General features: G+C 66.8%; 23 protein-coding genes and 1 pseudogene. 19 read left to right on the top strand and 5 right to left on the bottom strand.

The genetic code is table 11. The features are described from left to right. Positions 1-50 precede the first annotated feature (50 nt). Genes ACUJ46_RS03805 through recQ form a run of 4 tightly spaced genes read left to right on the top strand, consistent with a single transcriptional unit; the run spans position 51 to position 3,184 of the window. Complete coding sequence (locus tag ACUJ46_RS03805) at positions 51-680, top strand: hypothetical protein (protein ID WP_445389106.1); 630 nt, start codon at positions 51-53, stop codon at positions 678-680. Positions 681-691: 11 nt separating this feature from the next. Continuing rightward, on the top strand, positions 692-1,000 hold the full coding sequence (locus tag ACUJ46_RS03800) for a heavy-metal-associated domain-containing protein (protein WP_445389105.1): 309 nt from the start codon (positions 692-694) through the stop codon (positions 998-1,000). Next, positions 997-1,383 (top strand): hypothetical protein, encoded by a 387-nt coding sequence (locus tag ACUJ46_RS03795; RefSeq protein ID WP_445389104.1) that lies wholly within the window; start codon positions 997-999, stop codon positions 1,381-1,383. Before ACUJ46_RS03800 ends, ACUJ46_RS03795 begins: the two co-directional genes overlap by 4 nt. A gap of 7 nt (positions 1,384-1,390) precedes the next feature. Next, positions 1,391-3,184: a DNA helicase RecQ gene (recQ, locus tag ACUJ46_RS03790; RefSeq protein WP_445389103.1), complete on the top strand. Its 1,794-nt coding sequence runs from the start codon at positions 1,391-1,393 to the stop codon at positions 3,182-3,184. Positions 3,185-3,257: 73 nt separating this feature from the next. Here recQ and ACUJ46_RS03785 read toward each other — a convergent pair. The 3 genes and pseudogenes from ACUJ46_RS03785 to ACUJ46_RS03775 form a co-directional block, all read right to left on the bottom strand. Beyond that, positions 3,258-3,350 (bottom strand): annotated as a pseudogene (locus ACUJ46_RS03785) (PEPxxWA-CTERM sorting domain-containing protein); the annotation flags it as partial. 754 nt (positions 3,351-4,104) lie between these two features. After that, positions 4,105-5,952 (bottom strand): cobaltochelatase subunit CobT, encoded by a 1,848-nt coding sequence (gene cobT, locus ACUJ46_RS03780; RefSeq protein ID WP_445389102.1) that lies wholly within the window; start codon positions 5,950-5,952, stop codon positions 4,105-4,107. Between the two features lie 183 nt (positions 5,953-6,135). Next, a complete protein-coding gene (locus ACUJ46_RS03775) occupies positions 6,136-6,285 on the bottom strand; it encodes a hypothetical protein (protein WP_445389101.1) in 150 nt (49 codons plus the stop codon). A 225-nt stretch (positions 6,286-6,510) separates the two neighbouring features. On the opposite strand from ACUJ46_RS03775, the gene ACUJ46_RS03770 reads away from it, so the two are divergent. Next, on the top strand, positions 6,511-8,937 hold the full coding sequence (locus tag ACUJ46_RS03770; RefSeq protein WP_445389100.1) for a penicillin acylase family protein: 2,427 nt from the start codon (positions 6,511-6,513) through the stop codon (positions 8,935-8,937). Positions 8,938-8,946: 9 nt separating this feature from the next. Here the strand turns inward: ACUJ46_RS03770 and cobS are convergent, their stop codons facing one another. Beyond that, positions 8,947-9,960: a cobaltochelatase subunit CobS gene (cobS, locus tag ACUJ46_RS03765; RefSeq protein WP_445389099.1), complete on the bottom strand. Its 1,014-nt coding sequence runs from the start codon at positions 9,958-9,960 to the stop codon at positions 8,947-8,949. 287 nt (positions 9,961-10,247) lie between these two features. Between cobS and ACUJ46_RS03760 the strand changes: the two genes are divergently transcribed. Both ACUJ46_RS03760 and ACUJ46_RS03755 read left to right on the top strand, forming a co-directional pair. After that, positions 10,248-10,919 (top strand): PEPxxWA-CTERM sorting domain-containing protein, encoded by a 672-nt coding sequence (locus ACUJ46_RS03760; RefSeq protein ID WP_445389098.1) that lies wholly within the window; start codon positions 10,248-10,250, stop codon positions 10,917-10,919. A gap of 137 nt (positions 10,920-11,056) precedes the next feature. Next, the gene (locus ACUJ46_RS03755) at positions 11,057-12,208 is read left to right on the top strand and encodes an alpha-hydroxy acid oxidase (RefSeq protein ID WP_445389097.1); all 1,152 of its coding nucleotides are present in this window, start codon (positions 11,057-11,059) and stop codon (positions 12,206-12,208) included. Between the two features lie 30 nt (positions 12,209-12,238). On the opposite strand, the gene ACUJ46_RS03750 is transcribed toward ACUJ46_RS03755, so the two are convergent. Further along, positions 12,239-12,820 (bottom strand): J domain-containing protein, encoded by a 582-nt coding sequence (locus tag ACUJ46_RS03750; protein WP_445389096.1) that lies wholly within the window; start codon positions 12,818-12,820, stop codon positions 12,239-12,241. A 132-nt stretch (positions 12,821-12,952) separates the two neighbouring features. Between ACUJ46_RS03750 and ACUJ46_RS03745 the strand changes: the two genes are divergently transcribed. The 12 genes from ACUJ46_RS03745 (at position 12,953) to ACUJ46_RS03690 (ending at position 22,804) form a co-directional block, all read left to right on the top strand. Next, complete coding sequence (locus ACUJ46_RS03745; protein WP_445389095.1) at positions 12,953-13,228, top strand: BolA family protein; 276 nt, start codon at positions 12,953-12,955, stop codon at positions 13,226-13,228. After that, the gene (locus ACUJ46_RS03740) at positions 13,221-14,531 is read left to right on the top strand and encodes a replication-associated recombination protein A (RefSeq protein ID WP_445389094.1); all 1,311 of its coding nucleotides are present in this window, start codon (positions 13,221-13,223) and stop codon (positions 14,529-14,531) included. The genes ACUJ46_RS03745 and ACUJ46_RS03740 overlap by 8 nt, the downstream gene beginning before the upstream one ends. 154 nt (positions 14,532-14,685) lie before the next feature. After that, positions 14,686-15,540: a hypothetical protein gene (locus ACUJ46_RS03735; protein WP_445389093.1), complete on the top strand. Its 855-nt coding sequence runs from the start codon at positions 14,686-14,688 to the stop codon at positions 15,538-15,540. Between the two features lie 21 nt (positions 15,541-15,561). Next, positions 15,562-15,948 (top strand): fluoride efflux transporter CrcB, encoded by a 387-nt coding sequence (gene crcB / locus ACUJ46_RS03730; RefSeq protein ID WP_445389092.1) that lies wholly within the window; start codon positions 15,562-15,564, stop codon positions 15,946-15,948. Beyond that, positions 15,894-17,006, top strand: coding sequence for an RluA family pseudouridine synthase (locus tag ACUJ46_RS03725; protein ID WP_445389091.1), 1,113 nt, complete (start codon positions 15,894-15,896; stop codon positions 17,004-17,006). The genes crcB and ACUJ46_RS03725 overlap by 55 nt, the downstream gene beginning before the upstream one ends. Next, positions 17,003-17,656: an HAD-IA family hydrolase gene (locus ACUJ46_RS03720; RefSeq protein ID WP_445389090.1), complete on the top strand. Its 654-nt coding sequence runs from the start codon at positions 17,003-17,005 to the stop codon at positions 17,654-17,656. The genes ACUJ46_RS03725 and ACUJ46_RS03720 overlap by 4 nt, the downstream gene beginning before the upstream one ends. Next, positions 17,649-17,858 (top strand): hypothetical protein, encoded by a 210-nt coding sequence (locus tag ACUJ46_RS03715; RefSeq protein ID WP_445389089.1) that lies wholly within the window; start codon positions 17,649-17,651, stop codon positions 17,856-17,858. Before ACUJ46_RS03720 ends, ACUJ46_RS03715 begins: the two co-directional genes overlap by 8 nt. Positions 17,859-17,882: 24 nt before the next feature. Further along, positions 17,883-18,581 carry an ATP12 family chaperone protein gene (locus tag ACUJ46_RS03710; protein WP_445389088.1) on the top strand — a complete coding sequence of 233 codons (699 nt, stop codon included), beginning with the start codon at positions 17,883-17,885 and terminating at the stop codon, positions 18,579-18,581. Between the two features lie 168 nt (positions 18,582-18,749). Beyond that, complete coding sequence (locus tag ACUJ46_RS03705; protein ID WP_445389087.1) at positions 18,750-20,282, top strand: acyl-CoA carboxylase subunit beta; 1,533 nt, start codon at positions 18,750-18,752, stop codon at positions 20,280-20,282. Between the two features lie 188 nt (positions 20,283-20,470). Then, complete coding sequence (locus ACUJ46_RS03700) at positions 20,471-21,157, top strand: short-chain dehydrogenase (protein ID WP_445389086.1); 687 nt, start codon at positions 20,471-20,473, stop codon at positions 21,155-21,157. A 115-nt stretch (positions 21,158-21,272) separates the two neighbouring features. Next, positions 21,273-22,259, top strand: coding sequence for a hypothetical protein (locus tag ACUJ46_RS03695; RefSeq protein ID WP_445389085.1), 987 nt, complete (start codon positions 21,273-21,275; stop codon positions 22,257-22,259). Beyond that, the gene (locus tag ACUJ46_RS03690; RefSeq protein ID WP_445389084.1) at positions 22,259-22,804 is read left to right on the top strand and encodes a DUF2141 domain-containing protein; all 546 of its coding nucleotides are present in this window, start codon (positions 22,259-22,261) and stop codon (positions 22,802-22,804) included. The genes ACUJ46_RS03695 and ACUJ46_RS03690 overlap by 1 nt, the downstream gene beginning before the upstream one ends. Positions 22,805-22,814 lie beyond the last annotated feature (10 nt).

The following is a 22,814-nucleotide window of genomic DNA, read 5'->3' as shown; positions in this document are numbered from 1 at the left end:
CGCCCGCATCGATGCGGGCAGGTTCCGGTTGGACCAGAGGATAATTTACCATGAAGATCATGCTGGCGGCGATGGCCGCCTTGCTGCTCCCGTGGGCAGGCGCCGGGGCACGCCCCGTCTCCTACCCGGGCGGCATGACCCTGATGCAGGAACTGGACCCGATGATGGCATCCGCCCTGCTGCACATATCCCCGACACGCCATTATTCGCTCGGCGGCCGCCTGCTGCGCATGCGCGAGGAAGGCTGGACACTGGCCGGCGCTCAGGCAACCTGGCTTGCCCGGCGCTGGAACATGCCGGCAGCGCAGGCCAACATCTACATTGCCGGTCTGGCTGGCGGGGCCTGGAAAGACGGCGGCGCCCTGCGGCCGGCAGGTTTCCTGGAAGCCCAGGCCGACTGGGAAAACCGGCGCCTGATGGTGATGGGCATGGCCCGTATCATCCATGCCGAAGGCATCAGCACCTCAGACATGCAGATGGCCCGGCTGGGCTTCGCCCCCTACGAAGGCGATTATGGCGACATGCACCTGTGGCTCTTCGCGCAGGTCCGCCGCCAGTCCTCCGGGCATGATGAAATCCAGCCAGCCGCTGTTGCCCGCATCTTCTACCGCACGCTTCTCGTCGAGGCAGGCGTCACCGACCGTGGCGGCCTCATCCTCAACAGCGTGTTTCGTTTCTGAAAGGATTTCCGATGAAAAAGCTTGTGATCGCCCTGTTGATCGCCCCCGCCCTCGCCATCGCCGCACCAGCCCTTTCGGCACCGGCCGCGCAGATGGTCACCGTGAAGGTGAGCGGGCTGGTGTGCGATTTCTGCGCACGCTCCGTGGAGGCAATGATGAAGAAGCGTGCCGATGTGGCCGGCGTCCATGTCGATCTCGACAAGGGGGAAGTGCATCTGTCCCTGAAGGAAGGCGCCGCCCTCGATGACGGGACGCTGACGAAGCTCATCACCGACAGCGGCTACACAGTCACCGCCATCGAGCGGGCGAAGCGGCCATGACAGGCGGCTTCTCCCCGCGCGACACGCTGGCGCCGACCCTCAGCCTGTTCGCCAGCCTGTCCACGCTGCTGTGCTGCGCTCTGCCCGCCCTTCTCGTCACGCTGGGCCTCGGCGCAGTGCTGGCCGGGCTGGTCTCGGCCGCGCCCTGGCTGGTGGAGCTGAGCCGCCACAAGGTCTGGCTCTTCACCGGATCAGGCCTTCTGCTTCTGGGCGCCTTCCTGGTGCAGCGGCGTGCGGCAAGGCTTCCCTGCCCGGCAGACCCTGCCAGGGCGGCCGCCTGCCAGCGGCTTCGGGCGCTTTCAGCCGTGACGATGGGGCTTTCGGCCGCCATCTGGGTGATCGGCTTCTTCTTTGCCTTTCTCGCCGCCGACCTCCTTCTATAAGGGCGGCATGATTCGCGACCCCCTCGAAGCATTGCGTTCTCTGTTCGGCTTCGAGGGGTTCCGCGGCCCGCAGGCAGAGGTGATCGCCGACGTGATGGCGGGCCGTGACGTCGCGCTGGTGATGCCGACAGGGGCCGGCAAGTCGCTCTGCTACCAGATCCCGGCCATCTGCCGCCCCGGTTGCGGCATTGTCGTGTCGCCGCTCATCGCCCTGATGGCGGATCAGGTGCGCGCCCTTTCGCTTGCCGGGGTGCGCGCGGCAGCGCTGAACAGCCAGTCCGGAGACAGCACGGAAACCGTCCGCGCCTTTCGTGCCGGCGAGCTCGACCTTCTTTATGTCGCGCCCGAGCGGGCGGCGATGGAGGTCTTTCGCGCACTGGTGCGGCAGGCGCCCGTCAGCATCGTCGCGATCGACGAGGCGCATTGCGTCAGCCAGTGGGGCCATGATTTCCGCCCCGATTACCGCCGCCTGAAGGATCTGGCCGACCTGCTGCCCGGCGTGCCGCGTATGGCGCTGACAGCGACAGCCGACGCCATGACCCGGGCCGACATCTGCGACCAGCTCGGCATTTCGCCCGAAAGGCTGAAGGTCGCCGGCTTCGACCGGCCCAACATCCGCTATGGCGCGGAAGGCAAGCGTCGCCCGGCCGAGCAGGTGACGGCCTTCGTCAAGGCGCAGGGGCCCGTTGCCGGCATCGTCTATTGCCAGACCCGCGCCGAAACCGAGCGCATGGCTGCTCATCTCGAAGCCGCCGGCTGCCCTGCGCTTGTCTATCATGCCGGGCTTCCGGGCGAGACGCGGGCCGAAAACCAGAAGCGCTTCCAGCGCGCCGAACATGCCGTGATGTGCGCGACGGTCGCCTTCGGCATGGGGATCGACAAGCCCGACATCCGTTTTGTCGCCCACCTCGGCCTGCCGAAATCGATCGAGGCCTATTATCAGGAAACCGGCCGCGCCGGGCGTGACGGCCAGCCCGCCGAAGCCCGTCTCTTCTGGGGCCCGCAGGATGTGACGCTCGCCCGCCAGCGGATCAACGAGGGCGAAGCCGACGAGACGCGCAAGGCGCATGAGCTGCGGCAGCTGGCAAAGATGGCCGCCTGGGCGGAAACGCTCGGATGCCGCCGCGTGCCGCTGCTCAGCCATTTCGGGGAAGGAGACCCGAAGCCCTGCGGCAATTGCGACAACTGCCTCGAACCGCCGGCAACGCTCGACGTGACGGAAGAGGCGCGCAAGCTGCTGTCGGCTGTCTATCGCACCGGCCAGATGTTCGGCCTGCAGTATGTGGCGAAAGTGCTGCGCGGCGTGCCGGATGACCGCATCGGGCAATTAGGCCATGACAGGTTGGGTGTCTTCGGCATCGGCACGGGCCTTGCGGACAGCCAGTGGATGAAGCTGGGCAGGCTGCTGGAAGCCCATGGGGCGCTGGCGCGCGACCTGGGCCATGGCGGCCTGCGGCTGACGGCGGAAGCGCGGCCGATCCTGCGCGGCGAGGAACCGGTGCATGTGCGCGCGGCCGACTGGGCACCCGAGCGCCGCCGCCGCGCCGCCACCGCCGAGACCACCGAAAGCCTGCCGCCTGAGGACAAGGCGCTGTTCGAGGCGCTGCGCGGCTGGCGCCGGAAACTGGCCGACCAGGAGGATGTGCCGGCCTTCGTGGTGCTGAACGATGCAACCCTGCGCGCCATCGCCGCCCGCCGCCCGGCAGACAGGGCCGCCCTGCGCGACGTGCCCGGGATCGGCGCCGTGAAGATCGAGCGCTTCGGTGACGCCATCCTCGACCTGGTGGAGGCCGCAGGCTGAGCGAACAGGGAGGCCTGCTTCCCTATGGAAGCAGGCCTCGTTCAGTTCTTCATGACAGCATTTCGGGAATGAATCAGGCGATGGCGTGCCGGCGACGGCGCAAGCCGGCCCCCACCATTCCGAAACCTGCAATCATCATGGCCCAGGTCGCTGGCTCAGGAATGCCGGGTGTGGCCTGCCCACGCACAACCCAGGTTTCGGCAAGCGGGTCGGATCCGTTGGACGTGATGCCATACCCATAATCGAACAGATATCCCGATGGCTGAACGCCAACGACCGGGCTGTTCGGATAGTCCGGATCTCCATAGTCGCAGTGGCTGTGAACCGTACTGAACCAGGCCGACGCGCATTTGAAGCTGTCGGCGGTTCCGAAGTCGAACACTGTCGGACGCGCGAGGAACTCGTCATAGGTCGGGAAGCGCCAGCCCTGAGTGGACTGGTAGGTCATGTCCACGACACCACAGGAATCGCCATAGGCGGCGCAAGGCGCGGCCCAGGCCCAGTCAAGCCCGCCGAAGCTGATGTAATTGTCCTCCGGCACCGGCGCATTGATGAGCGCATGTGCTGGAACTGCGGCTGTGGCAGCAGCAAGGGCAGCGGCTGCAAGCAGAAGATGCGTTTTCATTCTGTCACCCTTTCCATCACTCAGGGTGTGGCCCGGGCTGAGCCGCACGGCAATTGCCATGCATCAAACATGCCAATTCAAGCACAGGCATAAGTCGCTGCAATGGAATGGAAAGGGCAGGTGTGAGAAACTGCCTTTGTAAGCTCCACCGACATGACCAGCCATGTACGCCGTAAATACTGGCGACAATGCTGACGACACTCCCGGCGACAATGCCGGCGGGGGGGATTCGACACCCCGGCCACAGCGTAAGGTTGCCGGGATACCGGGCAGGGCTTCTGTTGCCGCCGATGGCCTAGCGGCGGCGCTTGCCTTTTTCCTCGTCGAACAACTGGGCAAGCTGGTCGACGATAGCGCCGCCAAGCTGCTCGGCATCCATGATGGTGACGGCGCGCCGGTAATAGCGGGTCACGTCATGGCCGATGCCTATGGCGATCAGCTCGACCGGGCTTTTCGTTTCGATGCCATCGATCACCTGGCGCAGATGGCGTTCGAGATAATTGCCGCTGTTGACCGAGAGCGTGCTGTCGTCGACGGGAGCGCCATCCGAAATCACCATCAGGATGCGCCGGTCCTCCGGTCGGGCCAGCAGGCGGTTATGTGCCCAGAGCAGCGCTTCGCCGTCTATGTTTTCCTTCAGCAGCCCTTCGCGCATCATCAGGCCAAGGTTGCGCCGGGCGCGCCGCCACGGGGCATCGGCCTGCTTGTAGATGATGTGCCGCAGGTCGTTCAGGCGACCGGGCTTTGCCGGCCTGCCATTCGCCAGCCATTTTTCCCGTGACTGGCCGCCCTTCCAGGCACGGGTGGTGAAGCCCAGAATCTCCGTCTTCACGGCGCAGCGTTCCAGCGTGCGGGCGAGAATGTCAGCCGAAATGGCGGCGATCGAAATGGGCCGGCCGCGCATCGAGCCGCTGTTGTCGATCAGAAGCGTCACGACTGTGTCGCGGAACTCGGTGTCGCGTTCGAACTTGTAGCTGAGCGCATGTTCGGGGCTGATGACAACACGCGTGAGGCGTGCGGTATCGAGCAGGCCCTCCTCCAGATCGAAGTCCCAGCTTCGGCTCTGCTGCGCCATCAGGCGGCGCTGCAACCGGTTGGCCAGCTTGGTGACAGCCCCCTGCAGGCTGACGAGCTGCTGGTCGAGATAGCCACGCAACCGTGTCAGTTCCTCGGCGTCGCAGAGTTCCTCCGCCGTGATCACCTCGTCGAACTCGGTCGTCCAGGCCTTGTAGGCGAAATCCTGCGGCAGCTTCGATTCCGGCAGATTGGGCCGCCAGGGCATCATGCCCTCGTCGCCCTCGTCCCCCAGCCCGTCGTCGGATTCCATTTCGGACTCCGTCTCGACTTCGCGTGTCTCGCTGTCGGATTCGCTTCCTTCCTGCTCCTCCGTCCGGGTCTCGGAGGAATCCGTGGCGCTGGATGCGTCGCTGTCGTCGCTGCTTTGGCTGTCGCCCTTCTGCTCCTCTTCGCCCTCCTCGCCCTCGGGTTCCTGCTCTTCCTCGGCGGGATTGTCGGGGTTGTCGGCAAGGCCGAGGTCATGAAGCACGCGGACGAAGGCGTCGGCAAAGGCCTGCTGGTCGTCGGATGCGCCGGCAAGCGCATCGAGATGGGGGCCGGCCACCTCCTCGATCTGCTCGCGCACCATGTCCACGCCGGCCTTTGCCGAAGACGGCGGCGACTCGCCCGTCAGCCGCTCGCGCACCAGCAGGCCGACAGCAGTTGCCATCGGCACTTCCTCGGGCGTGCGGGCGCGGGCGATCGGGTCCGTGCGCATGCGCATCTCGAGCATGCGGCCAAGGTTGATGGCGACACCGGCCATATCACGGCCGCCAACCGCCTCGATCCGCGCCTGTTCGGCGGCGTTCAGCATTTCGCGTGCAAGGCCCGGGCCGACGGCGACCGACGCATGGGCGGCAGGGTCGTGCAGGCGGCGGCGAAGGGCGAAGCTGTCGGCCCAGCCACGGGCCTCGGCGGCCTGCTCGGCCGTCAGGGCGCGGCTGGGCTGGGGCACGCGCGCCTGGTCGCCATGGCAACTGGGTTTGTCGGCCGTGTAGGCCAGTTCGAACTCGGGCCGGCGGCCGAGCGCGCGCATGCTGGCTGCCAGAGCCTGGCGGAAATCCTCGATCGGATTGGGTTCAGACATGGCCAAGCCTTAGCGCAGGGAAGCCCATGCTTGCACCAAGCATTTTTGACGCTTCCCCGCGTCGGGCGAATGGCGTGAAGCACAGGCGGGAAAGACGCCCCCGCAGAACGCGGCGCTCCGCCACCGGGCAAGCCGGGGCCATCAGCGCCCCGGCACAGGTATCGGGACGCTCAGCGAGACTCGTCAGCGCGACTCGTCGGAGGAAGCTGGCGCCGGCTTCGTGATCGCGGCGGGCGCATCCTGTGCGGCATGGGCCGGGCTGTTGCCTGCCGTGGCGGCAACCGAGATGGCGAGAACGGAACCCGTCAGCAGCGTGCAGATGTTGATGGTCATGCGAACCCTTCCTGCAGATTGTTCATTCTGTTCTGCAATGTCTTTGTTTTTTGCATTTTTTATGTTCGTTAACAGCTCAGGCCAACACTCTTGTTCAATGCCCCTCAATTTTATGAGGTGCCGTAGCCCATTCGCCACAGGCCGCAAAGCCGCTAGCACGGAAACGGGAGACGAAAGGCCGCACCAGCAAGGGGGGGGAGCCGGATGCCCGCCGGAAAGACAAGCATGACCATGGGTGACAAACGCCCCGGCGTCGCAGCAAGGACCGCGAGGCCAGTCCTGCGACTCGCCCTTCTTCTTGTGCTGCTGCTGGTGCTGGCAGCCCTTGCCGCATGGTGGCACCTGGGCCGCAGCCTGCCCCTGCTGGAAGGCGAACTGGGCATGGCCGGGCTTTCGGCCCCTGCCAGAATATCCCGCGATTCCAATGGTGTCGTCACCATAGAGGCGCGGAACCGCGCCGATGCCGCGCGGGCGCTCGGCTTTGTGCACGGGCAGGAACGGCTGTTCCAGATGGACACGCTGCGACGGCTGGCCGCCGGCGAACTTTCGGAGCTGATGGGCGATACGACCGCCGATATCGACCGGCGCGTGCGGCTGCACCGCTTCCGTGCAAGGGCGCGCGCCATGGTGGCGGCCATGCCGGCAGAGGACCGGGCACTGCTCGACAGCTATGTGGCGGGCGTGAACCAGGGCCGCGCGGCGCTTGGTGCCCTGCCCTATGAATATCTCCTCCTCCGCGCCCGGCCCGAAGCGTGGACAGCCGAAGACAGCATCCTCGCAGTCTTTGCCATGTATCTGAATCTGCAACCGGCAACGCCGCAACGCGAACTGGATCGCGCCCGCGCGGCAAAGGCGCTTGGGGATGGCATGGCGGCCTTCCTCTACCCCGTGACCACCGGGCTGGACGCCCCCATTGACGGCAGCCGGCTCAGCCCGCCGCCGCTTCCGGCGGCCGTGATGCCGATGGAAATGCCGCCTGCCACCGCTACGCCGCTCGATGTGCGGCTTCCCGAGGCCGTCGGCTCCAACAACTGGGCCGTCGGCGGCGCACTCACGGCAAGCGGCGCGGCCCTTGTCGCCAATGACATGCACCTCGGCCTCGACGTGCCGTCCATCTGGTTCCGCGCCCGACTGATCGTGGGCAGCCGCGCCGGTGATGATGCCTTCATGGATGCCAGCGGCGTCACCCTGCCGGGCACGCCCTTCATCGTCACCGGATCAAACGGCCACATCGCCTGGGGCTATACCAACAGCTATATCGACACGTCGGACGCCGTGGTGATCGAATGGGTCGACAAGACCGCCGGCCTCTACCGCGTGCCTGGCGGCACCGCCCGCATCGAAAGCCTGGACGAGCGCCTGTGCATCCGGGATGCCTGCGAGATCCTGACGGTGCGGGAAACGATCTGGGGCCCGATCGTTGCCGAGGATGCATTTGGCCGCAGCATCGCCATGCGCTGGACGGCGCACCAGCCCGATGCCGTGCGCCTCGGCAGGGCGCTGGCGCTGGAACGGGCGCGCAGCGTTGCCGAAGCCATTGCCATCGCGCAGACATCGGCCATTCCGCAGCAGAACTTCACCGTCGGCGACGCCCTCGGCAACATCGGCTGGACCATCATCGGCCAGGTGCCGAAGCGCTATGGATTCGACGGGCAGCAGGCGGTGAGCTTCGCTGACGGCTCGAAGGGCTGGGATGGCCTGCTGACGCCGGCCGAAACGCCTGCCGTCATCAACCCTCCCGGCCACCGCATCTGGACCGCGAACAGCCGCGTGATGGGGGGCGAGGCCTTCGAAAGGCTTGGCGATGGCGGCTATGACAGCGGCGCCCGCGCCGGCCGCATCCGGGACCTGCTGATGGCCCGGGACCGTTTCGGCCCGGCCGATTTCCTCGTCATCCAGCTGGACGACAAATCCACCCGCAACATGTTCTGGCAGCAGCTTATGCTGGCCGAGCTTCGCAAGCGTCCGGCAGATTCACGCCTTTCGGCGATGCTCGCCCCTGTCGCGGCCTGGGGCGAACATGCCCGCCCGGATTCCACCGGATACAGGATGGTGCAGCATTTCCGGCAGACACTGGTGGAAGGGCTTTACGAGGCATGGCTCGGCCTGCCGCCCGAAGGTACGGGCCGGAAGACATGGGCTCCGTCCCAGGCGGAAGGCCCGGCGCGCCGCCTGCTGACGGAACGCCCGGCCGCCCTGATCCCGCCCGGACATGCCGGCTGGGATGACTATATCGAAAAGGCGCTGCTGAAGGTTGCCGAAGACATCGCGCGCGAGGCTGGCGGCGACCCCGCACGCTATCGCTGGGGCGATGTGGCGGTGGCGGGCGTTTCCCACCCGCTGGCAAGGGCGATCAGGCCGCTCGGCTGGCTGGTAAACCCGAAGGAACGGGAAGTGCCTGGAGACCGGACGACGGTGCGCGCGCAGGCGCCTGGCTTCGGTGCGTCCGAGCGCTTCGCCGTATCGCCCGGGCGGGAAGCCGAAGGGCTGTTCCACATGCCCGGGGGCCAGGCATCCAACCCGCGCGCGCCCTATTATCTGGCTGGCCACGCGGAATGGGTCGAAGGCCGCGCAACGCCCTTCCTGCCCGGGCCGGCACGCTGGACGCTGGACCTGAAACCCGCCGCGGGCGCACCTGCGCCGCGCGGCTAAGCTGCGGCCCTATTTGCGGGCGCGGGAGACGACGCTTTCGGGCAGTTCCTCGCCGAAGACGCGCTGGTAATATTCGGCGACGATGCCACGCTCGGCCTCGTCGCAGCGGTTCAAGAAGCTGACCCGGAAGGCGAAGCCGACATTCTTGAAGATGTCGGCGTTCTGCGCCCATGTAAGGACCGTGCGCGGCGACATGACAGTGGAGATGTCGCCGGCAATGAAGCCCTGGCGGGTCATGTCGGCCACCTTCACCATGTTGGCGATGATCTTCTGGCCCTGCTCGGTCTGGAAGGCCGGGGATTTCTTCAGGATGATCCCCGTTTCCGTTTCGGCCGGCAGATAGTTCAGCGTGACCACGATGTTCCAGCGGTCCATCTGGCCCTGGTTGATCTGCTGGGTGCCGTGATAGAGGCCGGAGGTATCCCCGAGGCCGACCGTGTTGGCCGTGGCGAACAGCCGGAAATATTTGTTCGGGCGGATGACGCGGTTCTGGTCGAGGAGGGTCAGCTTGCCCTCCACTTCCAGCACGCGCTGGATGACGAACATCACGTCCGGCCGGCCGGCGTCATATTCGTCGAACACCAGGGCGGTTGGAGTCTGCAGCGCCCAGGGCAGGATGCCTTCGCGGAATTCCGTTACCTGCTTGCCGTCGCGCAGGACGATGGCGTCCTTGCCGATGAGGTCGATGCGGCTGATGTGGCTGTCGAGGTTGATGCGGATGCACGGCCAGTTGAGGCGTGCGGCCACCTGCTCGATGTGGGTGGATTTTCCCGTGCCGTGATAGCCCTGCACCATCACGCGGCGGTTATAGGCGAAGCCTGCAAGGATCGCGAGCGTGGTGTCCGGATCGAACATGTAGTTCGGATCTAGGTCGGGCACGCGCTCGTCCGCCTCGGAGAAGGCGGGAACCTTCATGTCGACGTCGACGCCGAAGATCTCGCGGGCGTCGACCATCAGGTCGGGCTCGGTCATCTTCATGGGCGGGTGGCGATCGGTATCGGCGGACAGGTTGAGAGAAGTCATGCCAGCATCGCTAGCGCCATGCACGCCGGTATCGCAAGTGCCAAAGCAACGCAGAGGGCCTCATCCTTGCGGGAGGGTCCGGCCATCAGGAACAGTCATTGCTGGCCTTCGCCATGATCGCGCCGGCGATGGTTAACTTGCCGGCCCCGCGCGTCCACGTGTCGGGAATCTTTACAGGTGCGATGATGAGTGAAATCGCAAGTCATTGATATTCAGGAACATGTCGATTTGGCATGGGATTTGCATGAGCTTCTCACGCAACGCCTGAGTTGCTTGTGGAGGTTTATATGATCCGTACCCTGAAACTGGCGGCCGCAGCCGCCGTCCTGTCCGCCGGCCTGATGGCCGCCCCCGCGAGCGCGATGACGACCATCACCTTCGCGCAATTCTTCCAGGCTCCCGGTGGCGAGCTTCATCCGTTCAACCACGTCGGTGGCGACGGTGGCGCAACGCTGAACGCCGAATTGCCGACCGTCTTCGCCGTCCTCGATTTTGGTCCGCTCGGTATCTATTCGGCCGATCTCACGCTGAACGCGTCCTCGTCCGGCCAGGTCATCGACACCGGCCCGCAGTTCGAACAGACCGGCTGGAGCGGCGTTCTCAACTTCACCGATGGCGCCATCAACGTACTGACGGTGAACTTCACCAGCGGCGTGCTCAACGTCAGCAAGGATCCGCAGAACCAGTCGGCGAGCCTCGTCGTCTCGGGCCTGTGCGGCAGCTCGCTCTGCTACTCGTCCGACGTTCTGGCGGTTGCCGACCTCGTCGTGAACAACTTCGCCCTCAGCTTCTCCGGCGTCGAGAACTACACCGACGTCGGCGGCAACTGGATGGCGGCTGGCACCGGCACCTTCGCCGGCGCCGTTCCCGAGCCCCAGACCTGGGCGCTCCTGATCGCCGGTTTCGGCATGGTCGGCTTCGTTGCCCGCCGTCGCCGCATGTCGGTCGTCAGCGCCTGACACCCCGGGGGTTCGGATTACCGGACATGAGCTGCCGGGCCTCGAAAGGGGCCCGGCAGTTTTTTTGCGCATCACGAACACCGGCCTGAACAGGCTGCGGGCTTGCAAGCCCGGCGCCGCCGCGCAACAGATGCGCCATGCAACTTTCCGATTGCCATAATGTGTCGGACTTCCGGGCGCTCGCCCGCAAGCGGCTGCCCTACCCCGTGTTCCACTATATCGACGGCGCCGCCGACGACGAGATCACAAAGGGGCGAAACAGCACAGCTTTTGACAGCTGCGACCTCGTGCCGAATGTGCTGGCGGGCGTGGCGGATGTCGACATGTCCACCACCATCATGGGCAAGCGGGTGTCGATGCCGCTTTTCCTGTCGCCCACGGCGCTTCAACGCCTGTTCCACTGGGAAGGCGAGCGTGCCGTCGGTCGCGCCGCCTCGGCCTTCAACACTTGGTTCGGCATTTCCAGCCTCGCCACCGTCAGCCTCGAGGAAATCGGGGCAACGGTCACGGCGCCGAAAATGTTCCAGCTTTATGTCCACAAGGACGAGGGGCTGAACCGGGAGCTTATCAGCCGCGCCCGTGATTCCGGTTTCGATGCCCTGACGCTGACGGTCGATACCATCGTCGGCGGCAACCGGGAGCGCTGCCTCAGAACCGGCTTCACCTCGCCGCCGAAGGTCACGCCCAGGAATGCGCTGAGCTATGCCGCCCATCCCGGATGGACCCTCAACTATCTCTTCCGGGAATCCTTCTCGCTTCCCAACCTCGCCGGCCATCTGGCCGAAGGCTCGCGCGTGGCGATGAGCGTGGGGGACTATTTCACGAAGATGCTCGACCAGTCGCTCGACTGGAAGCGCGCCGAGGCAATCCGCGCCGCCTGGGGGGACCGGCCCTTCTGCCTGAAGGGTGTGATGAGCGTCGACGACGCCCGGCGGGCGATCGACATCGGGGCAAGCGCCATCATGGTCTCGAACCATGGTGGTCGCCAGCTCGATGGCAGCCGCGCGCCCTTCGACCAGCTGACGGAAATCGTGGATGCAGTCGGCGACCGGATCGAGGTGATCTGCGACGGCGGCGTCAGGCGTGGCACCCATGTGCTGAAGGCCCTTGCGGCCGGCGCGACGGCCTGTTCGGGTGGCCGGCTTTATCTCTATGCACTGGCGGCAGCCGGCGAAGCAGGGGTGCACCGCATCCTTTCCCGCCTGCGTGACGAGATCGAGCGCGACATGAAGCTGATGGGCGTGACAAGACCGGACCAGCTCGACCGCTCGCACCTTCGCTGGCGCTGAGGCGCGCCGGCCAGGCCCGGCTCCCGATGCTCAGCCGTTGCGGGCGAAGGTTTCGCTGGCCGTCAGATGGGCGTGCGCTTCCGTCAGCGCGTGAAAGCGCGCCTCATGCTCCCGGCTTCCCATGTTGGCATCGGGGTGGTAGCGGCGGGCCAGCTGGCGGAACTTCGCCTTCACCTCGGCCATGGTCGCGGTTTCGGGCAGCCCCAGCCTGGACAGGGCCTGCCGGTCGGCGCGGCTGAGGCGGCTGGCGGGCGGCCCGCCAGCCATTCCGGCGCGCCAGCGCAGAACGCCCAGCGCATCGACCACCCTGTCCGGCCCCGCGCCATCGCGGCCGAAGGCGTTGTGGGCAAAGGCGCGGGTTTCCCTGTCCCAGTTGGGATAAGGGGTCTGCGCCTGCCAGATGCTGTCCTCGTCCATGCCCTCGAAATAGTTCCAGCGGCTGTTGAACGCGCGCACATGCTCGAGGCAGAAATATTGCCACCGGGGCGGTCCGGACGGATCGGCATAGGCACTGCCCGGCTTGTGCAGGGGCGCGCGATAATCGCCGGGCTGGTCGCAACCGGGATGCGCGCAGCTGTGCCCGCCCGGAAACGCGCCGCCTCTTGCCTTCATGCCTGTCCTTTCCCTCTGATGGTGATTGATGATGGTGGTTGGCCGGATGATCCGCGCGGGGTTACATGCCCGCAGGAGTGCCCCATATAATGCGGGTTCGCCGGAATTGGAGCGGCAGGACGGGAGCTGGGCATGGGCGTGGTGAAAGACGAGATCGAATTGCGACTTCGCGAGAATTTCCACCCGCTGAAGCTGGTGGTCAACGACGACAGCGAAAAGCATCGCGGCCATTCCGGCCACGACCCGCGCGGCGAAAGCCATTTTTCCGTGGAAATCGTGAGCGAGGTCTTCCGCGGGATGAACCGGGTCATGCGGCAGCGCGCCGTGAACCGCGCGCTCGCAGACCTTCTTGAAGAGCGCGTGCATGCACTGGCGCTGAAGGCCAGCGCGCCGGAGGATAATGGCTGACCTTTTCGCCGAGACCGAAGCCCCGCCCGAACGGGCGCGCGCACCGCTGGCCGAACGCCTGCGCCCCGCCAGCCTCGACGAAGTGGTTGGCCAGCCGCAGCTGATGGGGCCGGATGGCGCCCTTCGGCGCATGCTGGCGTCTGGCCGGCTTCCCAGCCTGATCTTCTGGGGCCCGCCCGGCACCGGCAAGACAACCATCGCCCGCCTGCTGGCCGAAGCCGCGGGCTATCGGTTCGTCGGTGTCTCGGCGGTGATGACCTCGACGGCCGATCTGAAGCAGATCTTCGCCGCCGCGCGCGCCGCACGGGAGCGCACGCTGCTGTTCGTGGACGAGATCCACCGCTTCAACCGCAGCCAGCAGGACGCCTTCCTCGCCCCCATGGAGGATGGAACCATAACGCTGGTCGGCGCGACGACGGAAAACCCGAGCTTCGAGCTGAATGCCGCCATCCTCAGCCGCGCGCAGGTGCTGGTGCTGAACCGGCTGGACGAAACCGCCCTCGATGCGCTGCTGGCCCGCGCCGAGGCGGCCGAAGGCAGGCCGCTGCCGCTGGACCCGGATGCCCGTGCAGCCCTGCTGGCCGGCGCCGATGGCGATGGCCGCTACCTGCTGGGGCAGGCCGAAACCCTGTTCGCCCTGCCCCAGGCCAGTGATCGGCCGGAATGCATGGATCGTGCCGCCATGGCGGCCGTCCTGCAGCGGCGCGTTCCCGTCTATGACAAGGACCGGGACGGTCATTACGACCTCATCTCGGCGCTGCACAAATCATTGCGCGGCTCCGATCCTGATGCTGCCCTCTACTGGCTCACACGGATGCTGGTCGCTGGCGAGGAGCCGCTTTATCTGTTGCGGAGGATGGTGCGCTTCGCCAGCGAGGACATCGGGCTGGCCGATCCGCAGGCGCTGACCATCACGCTGGCTGCAAAGGACGCCTATGATTTCCTCGGCAGCCCGGAAGGCGAACTGGCGATCGTCGAAGCCTGTCTCTATCTTGCCACGGCCCCGAAATCGAATGCGGCCTATGTGGCGGCGAAGCGGGCGATGAAGGCGGCGCGCGAAAGCGGCTCGCTGCCGCCGCCCAGGCATATCGTGAACGCGCCCACGCGGCTGATGAAGGACCTGGGGCATGGCAAGGGCTATGCCTATGACCATGACGCCCCCGATGGTTTTTCAGGCCAGGATTACTGGCCCGAAGCCATGGGCCGCCGGCGATTCTACGAACCGACGGGCCGCGGGCGCGAGCGCGCGATCGCCGAGCGCCTGGCCGAGTGGGAGCGTCTGCGCGCCGAGCGCCGGAGATAGACGGCATGAGAGGGAATGAAGGCGGGCGGCCCGGAATGTGCCTGGGTGCATGCCTGTGAATAGCATGCCGGGCCGCCCGCCCTCTGTTCCGCTGGCAGCGCCTCCGACGGGGGAGGCAGAGGCACCGCCTTGGAATGCGGGGGGAAAACAGCGCTTGCGGCAAAAGGTTCCTGCCTTCGCCACTTATGTCGCCATCGACTGGTCGGGCGCGCGCGGTTGCCGCCACCCGGGCATCGCCGTGGCCATGGCCGAAGCCGCCGGCGGCGCGCCCCGCCTGCTGCCACCGCCCGATCCGCGCGGCTGGGCGCGCGCCGCAATGCCCGCCCTGCTGGCCGGCATTGGCGGGCCCCTCATGGTCGGCTTCGACTTTTCCTTCGCGCCGCCCTTCGTGAAGCGCGGCGCTTATCTGCCTGGCATGGAAACCGCGACACATGGGCCGGGCTTCTGGGCCTTTCTCGATGCGCAATGCCCGGACGAGGATCTGGGGGCCGCAAGTTTCACGCAAGGCGTGGCGCGCCCGCATTTCTGGCTGGGCGCGTCGGACGGGCCGAAACGGGATTTCCTCCATTTCCGCGCCTGCGAGGAGGCGTTCAACGCCGCCGGGGGCGGCAAGGCCTCTACCCTGTTCGACTGTGTCGGCGCGGCGCAGGTAGCCAAGGCGAGCCTTTCTGGCATGCGGCTGCTGCACCGCCTGCGCGGCGATTACGCAATCTGGCCCTTCGATCCGCCGGCCGAGCGCATGGTGGTGGAAATCTATACCCGCGCCATGCTGCGCCATGCCGGCGGCCGGGGCCTCAAGATCCGGGATCGCGCGGGGCTCGACGCCGCCCTCCTGGCCTTCGGCAGCCCGCCCTGGCCGGAAGAGCGGCTTCCAGACGATCATGGAACGGATGCCGTGGTGGCGGCGGCCGCCTTGCGGGCCATGGCGCCCGACCCGCGCTGGTGGTCGCCGCCGGGTCTTTCCCCGCTTGTCGCCAGCACGGAAGGCTGGACGTTTGGCATTGGCTGACGGGCAGGCTATGGGCCAGCCGTGAACGCATATCTTCTCGTCGGCATTGGCGGGGCCTTCGGGGCCATGGCGCGCCTGGGCGTTGGCCAGCTCGTGGCGGCCCTCGGCCTTGCCACCCGGCCCTTTCCCATGGCGACATTCGCCGCGAACCTCGCGGGCGGGCTGCTGATGGGCCTGCTGGCAGGCTGGCTTGCCCAGAGGGCCGGGGGAGCACAGGAAAGCCTCAGGCTGTTCCTGGGCGTGGGGATTCTCGGCGGCTTCACCACCTTTTCCACCTTCTCTCTGGAACTGGTGATGATGCTGCAAAGAGGCGCATTTTCTCTGGCCGCACTCTATGCGGCCCTATCCGTGGCATGCGCCACCCTCGCCCTCGGGGCCGGGCTGTGGCTTGCAAGGGGCATCTGGTGAGCCGTGAATATCGCATAGACGCCGAAGACGACGGCATAAGGGTGGACCGCTGGTTCAAGCGCCACCAGCCCGACGTGAGCTTCAACCAGGTGAGCCGCTGGGCCCGCACCGGGCAGCTCCGGCTGGATGGCGCCCGCGTCGGGCCGGGGGACCGGCTGGCCGAAGGGCAGACCCTGCGCGTGCCCCCAGTGGAACCGGCGGCCCTCATGGCGGCGAAGCCCCAGCGCGAGCGCCGGCCGCTGTCGGCCGATGAAATCGATTTCGCGCAGAGCCTCGTCATCCACAAGTCGCGGCACGCGATCGTCATCAACAAGCCGCCCGGCCTTGCCACGCAGGGCGGAACCGGCACGACAGCCCATGTCGATGGCCTGCTGGATGCGCTGCAATATGAAGCCGAAGCGCGGCCGAAGCTGGTGCACCGGCTGGACAAGGACACATCCGGTGTTCTGCTGCTGGCGCGCACGGCGCGGGCGGCGGCCTTTTTCGGCAAATGCTTCGCCACGCGCGACACGCGCAAGATCTACTGGGCCGTCACCGCCGGCTGCCCCCGGCTGGACGATGCGCTGATCGACCTTCCGCTTGCCAAGCAGCCCGGCACCGGCGGGGAAAAGATGCATGTGGATGAAACCGCCGGGCAGGTGGCGAAATCGCGCTTCCGCGTGATCGACCGGGCCGGCGACCGCGCCGCCTTCGTGGAAATGCAGCCGCTCACGGGGCGCACCCACCAGCTGCGCGTGCATGCGGCCGCCACCGGCACGCCGATCGTGGGCGATGGCAAATATGGCGGCGCCGAGGCTTTCCTTACAGGCGGCATTTCCAGAAAGCTCCACCTGCATGCCCGCAGGCTGGTGATCGCCCTGCCCGATGGCGGCAAGCTGGACGTGACGGCGGACCTGCCGCAGCACATGGCGGACACGCTGGCGACACTGGGCTTTTCCCCCGCCGATGCCGACCTGCCGGAACCTGTGGCCCCGGCCGGCCCGCCGCCCAAAAAGCGGCGCACATCCTCCGCCACGAGCGGCAACCGCCGCGGCGAACGGAGGAGCCGCAGCAAGTGAAGCTTGCGGTCTTCGATTGTGACGGCACGCTGGTGGACAGCCAGGCGAACATCCTGCGCGCCATGCACGACAGCTTCAGCCGCTTTGCCCTGCCGGATCCCGACCCGCATGCCGTGAGGCGAATCGTCGGCCTGAGCCTGGTGGAAGCGATGCAGGCGCTTCTGCCCGAGGCCGACGCCGAGCTCCACGCCCGCCTGGCCGAGGATTACAAGCTCGCCTTCCAGCGGCTGCGCGCCAACCGCCGGCTCGATCCGGAACCGATGTTCCCCGGCGTCAGGGATTTGCTTCTCGAGCTTGAGGCAGAGGGCTGGATGCTGGCCGTGGCCACCGGGAAAAGCGATCGCGGCCTGCGGCTGTGCCTTGAGCATCACGGCATCTTCGACCGCTTCGTCAGCCTGCAGACGGCGGACCGCCATCCCTCGAAACCGCATCCCTCGATGCTTCTGGCGGCGCTTGCCGAATCCGGTGTCGAAGCCGAACGCGCCGCCATCATCGGCGACACGGTGTTCGATATCGGCATGGGCGTCGCGGCCGACGTGCGCGCGATCGGGGTCGACTGGGGCTATCACGAGGCGGAGGAACTGCACGGGGCAGGCGCCGCCGGCGTGGCGCGCGATGCCGCGCACCTGAAGGCGCTGCTGGATGGCTGAGCGCGACCCGGCGGAAGCCCGGCTCTGGGCGCTGACGGGCTTGCGGCTCCTCGGCTTTCTTATTGTTGTCGGCGGCCTGGGGCTGGCAGGCACGGCGGGCGGCAAGGGTGTGTGGGCGGTGGCCGGCCTGGCGCTGATGGCGGCAGGTGCTGCGCTGCTGCTGCTGGGGCCGCGCGCGCTGGCACGAAAATGGCGGCAGTGAAATGGCGGCAGTGAGGTGGCGGCAATGAAACGCTTCTGGAAAGAGGCCCGGGCACAGGCAGGCGGGGAAGGCTTCACCGTCTCCCTCGATGGCAGGCCCATTCGAACCCCGGGGCGCCAGCTGCTGACGCTGCCCACGCAAGCCCTTGCCGAAGCCGTGGCCGGTGAATGGCAGGCCGTGGAGAAAGCGGTGACGCCGGCAGCCGTGCCGCTGACAGGCCTTGCCAATGCCGCGATCGACATCATCACCCCCGACACCGCCGCTTTCGCCGCCGGCCTGGCGCGCTATGCCGAAAGCGACATGCTCTGTTATCGCGCCGAAAGCCCTGTGCTGCTGGTGGACCGGCAGGCCGCCAGCTGGGACCCGCTGCTGGACTGGGCCGCGCGCCGGTTCGACCTGCGCTTCGCCGTGACGGCGGGGATCATGCATGTGCCCCAGCCGGCCGAAACGCTCGACCGCATCGGCAAGGCCTATGCCGGGCGCAGCGCCTTCGAACTGGCCGCGCTGTCACCGCTCACCACCCTGACCGGTTCGGCCATCCTGCCGCTGGCACTGGCCGAGGACGCAATCGACCCGGACCGGGCCTGGGCTGCGGCCCTGCTCGACGAACTGTGGCAGGCCGAGCAATGGGGCGAGGATGCCGAGGCGGGCCGCGGCCGTGACGACCGGCGGCGAAACTTCGATGCAGCGCTCGGCTTTCTGTCTGCGCTGAGAATGGACTGAAGACGCGCTGATGCAGGCGCAAGGCAGGTTTCAGGGCCGGACCCCATCATTCTTGCGGATGACAGGGGCGTGACAGGATGGCAGCGACGGGCTAGTCGCCTTGGCGCGAGGGGTCTTGCGGCCCTTGTCATCATGCTTCGGCCAGACGGCCATTGAGGGGATCGGTGAATGCTGAAAGTGCTTGAAGAGCTTGAACGGCGGCGTGCGCAGGCACGCCTCGGCGGCGGCGAAGCCCGGATCGCGGCCCAGCACGCAAAGGGAAGGCTGACGGCGCGCGAGCGTCTTGACATCCTGCTCGACGAAGGCTCGTTCGAGGAACTCGACATGTATGTCGAGCACAACTGCACAGACTTCGGCATGGAATCCCAGAAGATCGCCGGCGACGGCGTCGTCACCGGCTCCGGCACCATCAACGGCCGACTGGTCTTCGTGTTCAGCCAGGACTTCACCGTCTTCGGCGGCTCGCTTTCCGAGCGCCACGCCCAGAAGATCTGCAAGATCATGGACATGGCCATGAAGGTCGGGGCGCCGGTCATCGGCCTCAACGATTCTGGCGGCGCCCGCATCCAGGAAGGCGTGGCCAGCCTCGCGGGCTATGCCGAGGTGTTCCAGCGCAACGTTCTGGCCTCGGGCGTCGTCCCGCAGCTTTCGCTCATCATGGGGCCCTGCGCCGGTGGCGCGGTCTATTCCCCGGCCATGACGGACTTCATCTTCATGGTGAAGGACAGCTCCTACATGTTCGTGACCGGGCCCGACGTCGTGAAGACGGTGACGAACGAAGTCGTCACACAGGAAGAGCTGGGCGGCGCCATCACCCACTCCACCAAGTCGGGCGTCTCGGACCTCGCCATGGAAGACGATGTCGACGCCCTGCTCCGCGCGCGGGACTTCTTCGACTATCTGCCCCTCAACAACCGCACGGGCGCGCCGCACCGCGAATCGACCGACCCGTTCGACCGCGAGATCCCTTCGCTCGACACGCTCGTGCCGGCATCGGCCACCAAGCCCTATGACATGAAGGAGCTGATCGCGAAGGTCGCCGACGACGGCGAATTCTTCGAGCTGCAGCCGACCCATGCCGCCAACATCATCATCGGCTTCGCGCGCATCGAGGGGCATACGGTGGGCATCGTCGCCAACCAGCCGATGGTTCTGGCCGGCGTGCTCGACATCAACTCTTCCAAGAAGGCCGGGCGCTTCGTCCGCTTCTGCGATGCCTTCTCGATTCCGATCGTCACGTTCGTCGACGTGCCCGGCTTCCTTCCGGGCGTGGCGCAGGAACATAATGGCATCATCAAGCATGGCGCCAAGCTGCTCTTCGCCTATGCCGAGGCAACCGTGCCGAAGATCACCGTGATCACCCGCAAGGCCTATGGCGGCGCCTATGACGTGATGAGCTCCAAGCATCTGCGCGGCGACCTCAACTATGCCTGGCCAACCGCCGAAATCGCGGTGATGGGCGCCAAGGGCGCGGTGGAGATCATCTTCCGCAAGGACATCGGCGACGCCGAGAAGATCGCCGAGCGCACGAAGGAATATGAAGCCCGCTTCGCCAACCCGTTCGTGGCGGCCAGCATGGGCTTCATCGACGAGGTGATCATGCCGCACGCGACTCGCAGGCGGATCGCCCTTGGCCTGCGCAAGCTGCGCACCAAGACACTCGAAAACCCCTGGAAGAAGCACGACAACATCCCGCTCTGAGCAGGGCTTTCGAAACCGGGCTTCGGAACCGGACGAAATGAAAAAGGCGCGGCAGGCCCCCTGCCGCGCCTTTTATCGTATCCGCTGCTTGTGATGCGCATGAGGTGCACGCGTCGCACGCGTGGCGCATTGCCACGCACGGGAAACGGAGCCTTGCGCCGCGCACGGCGGGTTGCCACCTCCCGGCCATGAACGCAAAAGACAGGATCGTGGTGCTGGGCGCTGGCGGCGGCATCGGTCGCGCGCTGGCAGACCATGCCGAGGCGCTCGGGGCGGAGGTTATCCGCCTCTCGCGCCCGGATACCGACGTGAAGGACATGGAGGACGAGGCGCGCTTCGCCCGCGCAGCCGACGCCGCCGGAGACGGGCTTTCCCATGTCATCGTGGCGAGCGGCCTGCTGCATCACGGCCAGTCCGGGCCGGAGCGGGACTGGCGGCAGATCGATCCCGCCTGGATGCTGGAGAATTTCCGGGTGAACAGCGTGCTCCCGGCGCTGGCCGCAAAGCATTTCCTCCCGCGTCTGCGCCGGGATGCGCCATCCGTCTTCGCGGTCCTCACGGCCCGCGTCGGCTCCATCGCCGACAACAGGCTGGGCGGCTGGTACAGCTATCGCATGTCGAAGGCGGCGGCCAATCAGCTGGTGCGAACGGCGGCCATCGAACTGCGGCGCAAGAACCCCGAAGCCATCACCATCGCCCTTCACCCCGGCACGGTGGACACGGGCCTGTCCGGCCCCTTCCAGCGCAATCTGCGACCGGGCCAGCTGATGACGGCCGGGGACAGCGCCGCCCGGCTCTGGCAGGTGATGGAGGGGCTGACGCCGGCGGACAGTGGCGGCTTCCGCGCCTGGGATGGCGAAACCATCGCCTGGTAGGCCCGGATTCCGCCTGTCTTGCGCCCGTCTTAAGCCAGGCTTCATGTTCATGGCGTGTTTCGGGCGCGTTGCTGCCCCTTTCCGGTCGCAATCGCCCCCTAGCTCATGGGGCAGGATGCGCAACGACTCTCCACATGATGGCCTGAAGGCACGGCGGGACCGGCTTGCGGCGGCGGTGAAGCTGCCGCCTGCGGCACGGCGGCTGCTGTCGCTTGGCCTGTCGGCGGCCATCCTCGCCTATCTCGGGCATGCCGTCGCCGGGATCGGCTGGCGCGAAGTGCTCGACGTGCTGCCGGCCAATCCCCTTTTCTACCTGCTGGTCGGCATGTCCTACATGGCGACCCCGGTGACCGAGTTCATCATCTTCCGTCGCTGGTGGCCGCTGATGCCGCGCGCGCTCGCCATATTTTCCAAGAAGCGGGTGCTCAACGAGGCCGTGTTCGGCTATTCCGGCGATGCCTATCTCTTCATGTGGGCCCGCAACACGCTGGGTGGGCACAAGCTGCAGCCGCCCCCGCTCGCGGCCGTGAAGGATGTGGCGATCACCTCGGCCCTTGCCGGCAATGCGGCGACGCTCTTGATGCTGGCGCTCGCGCTCGGCATGGGCGGCGGCCCGGCGGTGGAACAGGCCTTCACCGGCAACGCCATGCGCTCGGTGGGGCTGGGCTTTGCCTTCGTCATTTCGGTCAGCCTCGGCATATTGCTGTTCAGCCGCAAGGTCATGAGCCTGTCCCGGCGCGAGAACAGCATTCTCTTCCTGCTGCACAGTGCCCGGTTGCTGATCGGCTCGGCCCTGCTGCTGCTGGCCTGGATCGTGGCGCTGCCCGAAGTGGCGGTCGGCACGTGGATCGTGCTGGGGGCTCTCAGGATGGTCGTCACACGCCTGCCCTTCCTGCCGAACAAGGAGCTCCTGTTCGCTGCCATCGGCGTCAGCCTGACTGGCGCTGCCGCGCCCGAAGTCGCGGCCCTGATGGCGGCGGCAGGCGCCCTGCACATGAGCGGCCATGTGCTTTCCTATCTGGGGGCTTCAATCATCGAAAGCCGGGGCGCCACCGTTGCCCGTGCCGGGCTGGGCGGCGAACCGGCCGCAAGGAGTGCCTGATGCTTAAGAAATCCGCTCTCACCCTGATGCTGCTGCCGCTGCTGGGCGCCGCCGCCCATGCCGGTGCGCTTGGCCCGGATGCCGCTGCCTGCAGCGCCGGTTCGGCAAAGGATGCCGTTCTGCTGACCGTCGATGGTTTCAGGAACCGCGAAGGGACACTGCGCGTCGAACTCTGGCCCGGGACCGAGGCCGACTTCCTGCGCAACCATCATGAACTGGTAGCCGAGGGCAAGGCCTATCATCGCGTGACCGTACCGGTGCCGCAAAGCGGGCCCGCCCAGGTCTGCGTGCCGCTGCCGGGGCCGGGCACCTATGCGCTGGGCGCCTTTCACTCGCCATCGGGCGTGCGGAAATTCAACTGGCGCCGCGATGGCGCAACCTTCACCCGCAACCCCCGCGTCGGGCTTTCGAAGCCCAAGGTGGAGGATGTGGCCGTCACCTACGGGCATGGCGTCAGCAAGGATTCGGTGACGCTCAACTACCTGCGCGGGCTCGCCTTCCGGCCGATCCCGAAGGACAGGCTGGACAGCAACAACCGGGACTAGGGGGCAGGCT

Source organism: Sandaracinobacteroides sp. A072, from assembly GCF_052616365.1.
This window is presented reverse-complemented; position numbering and strand designations above follow the sequence as displayed.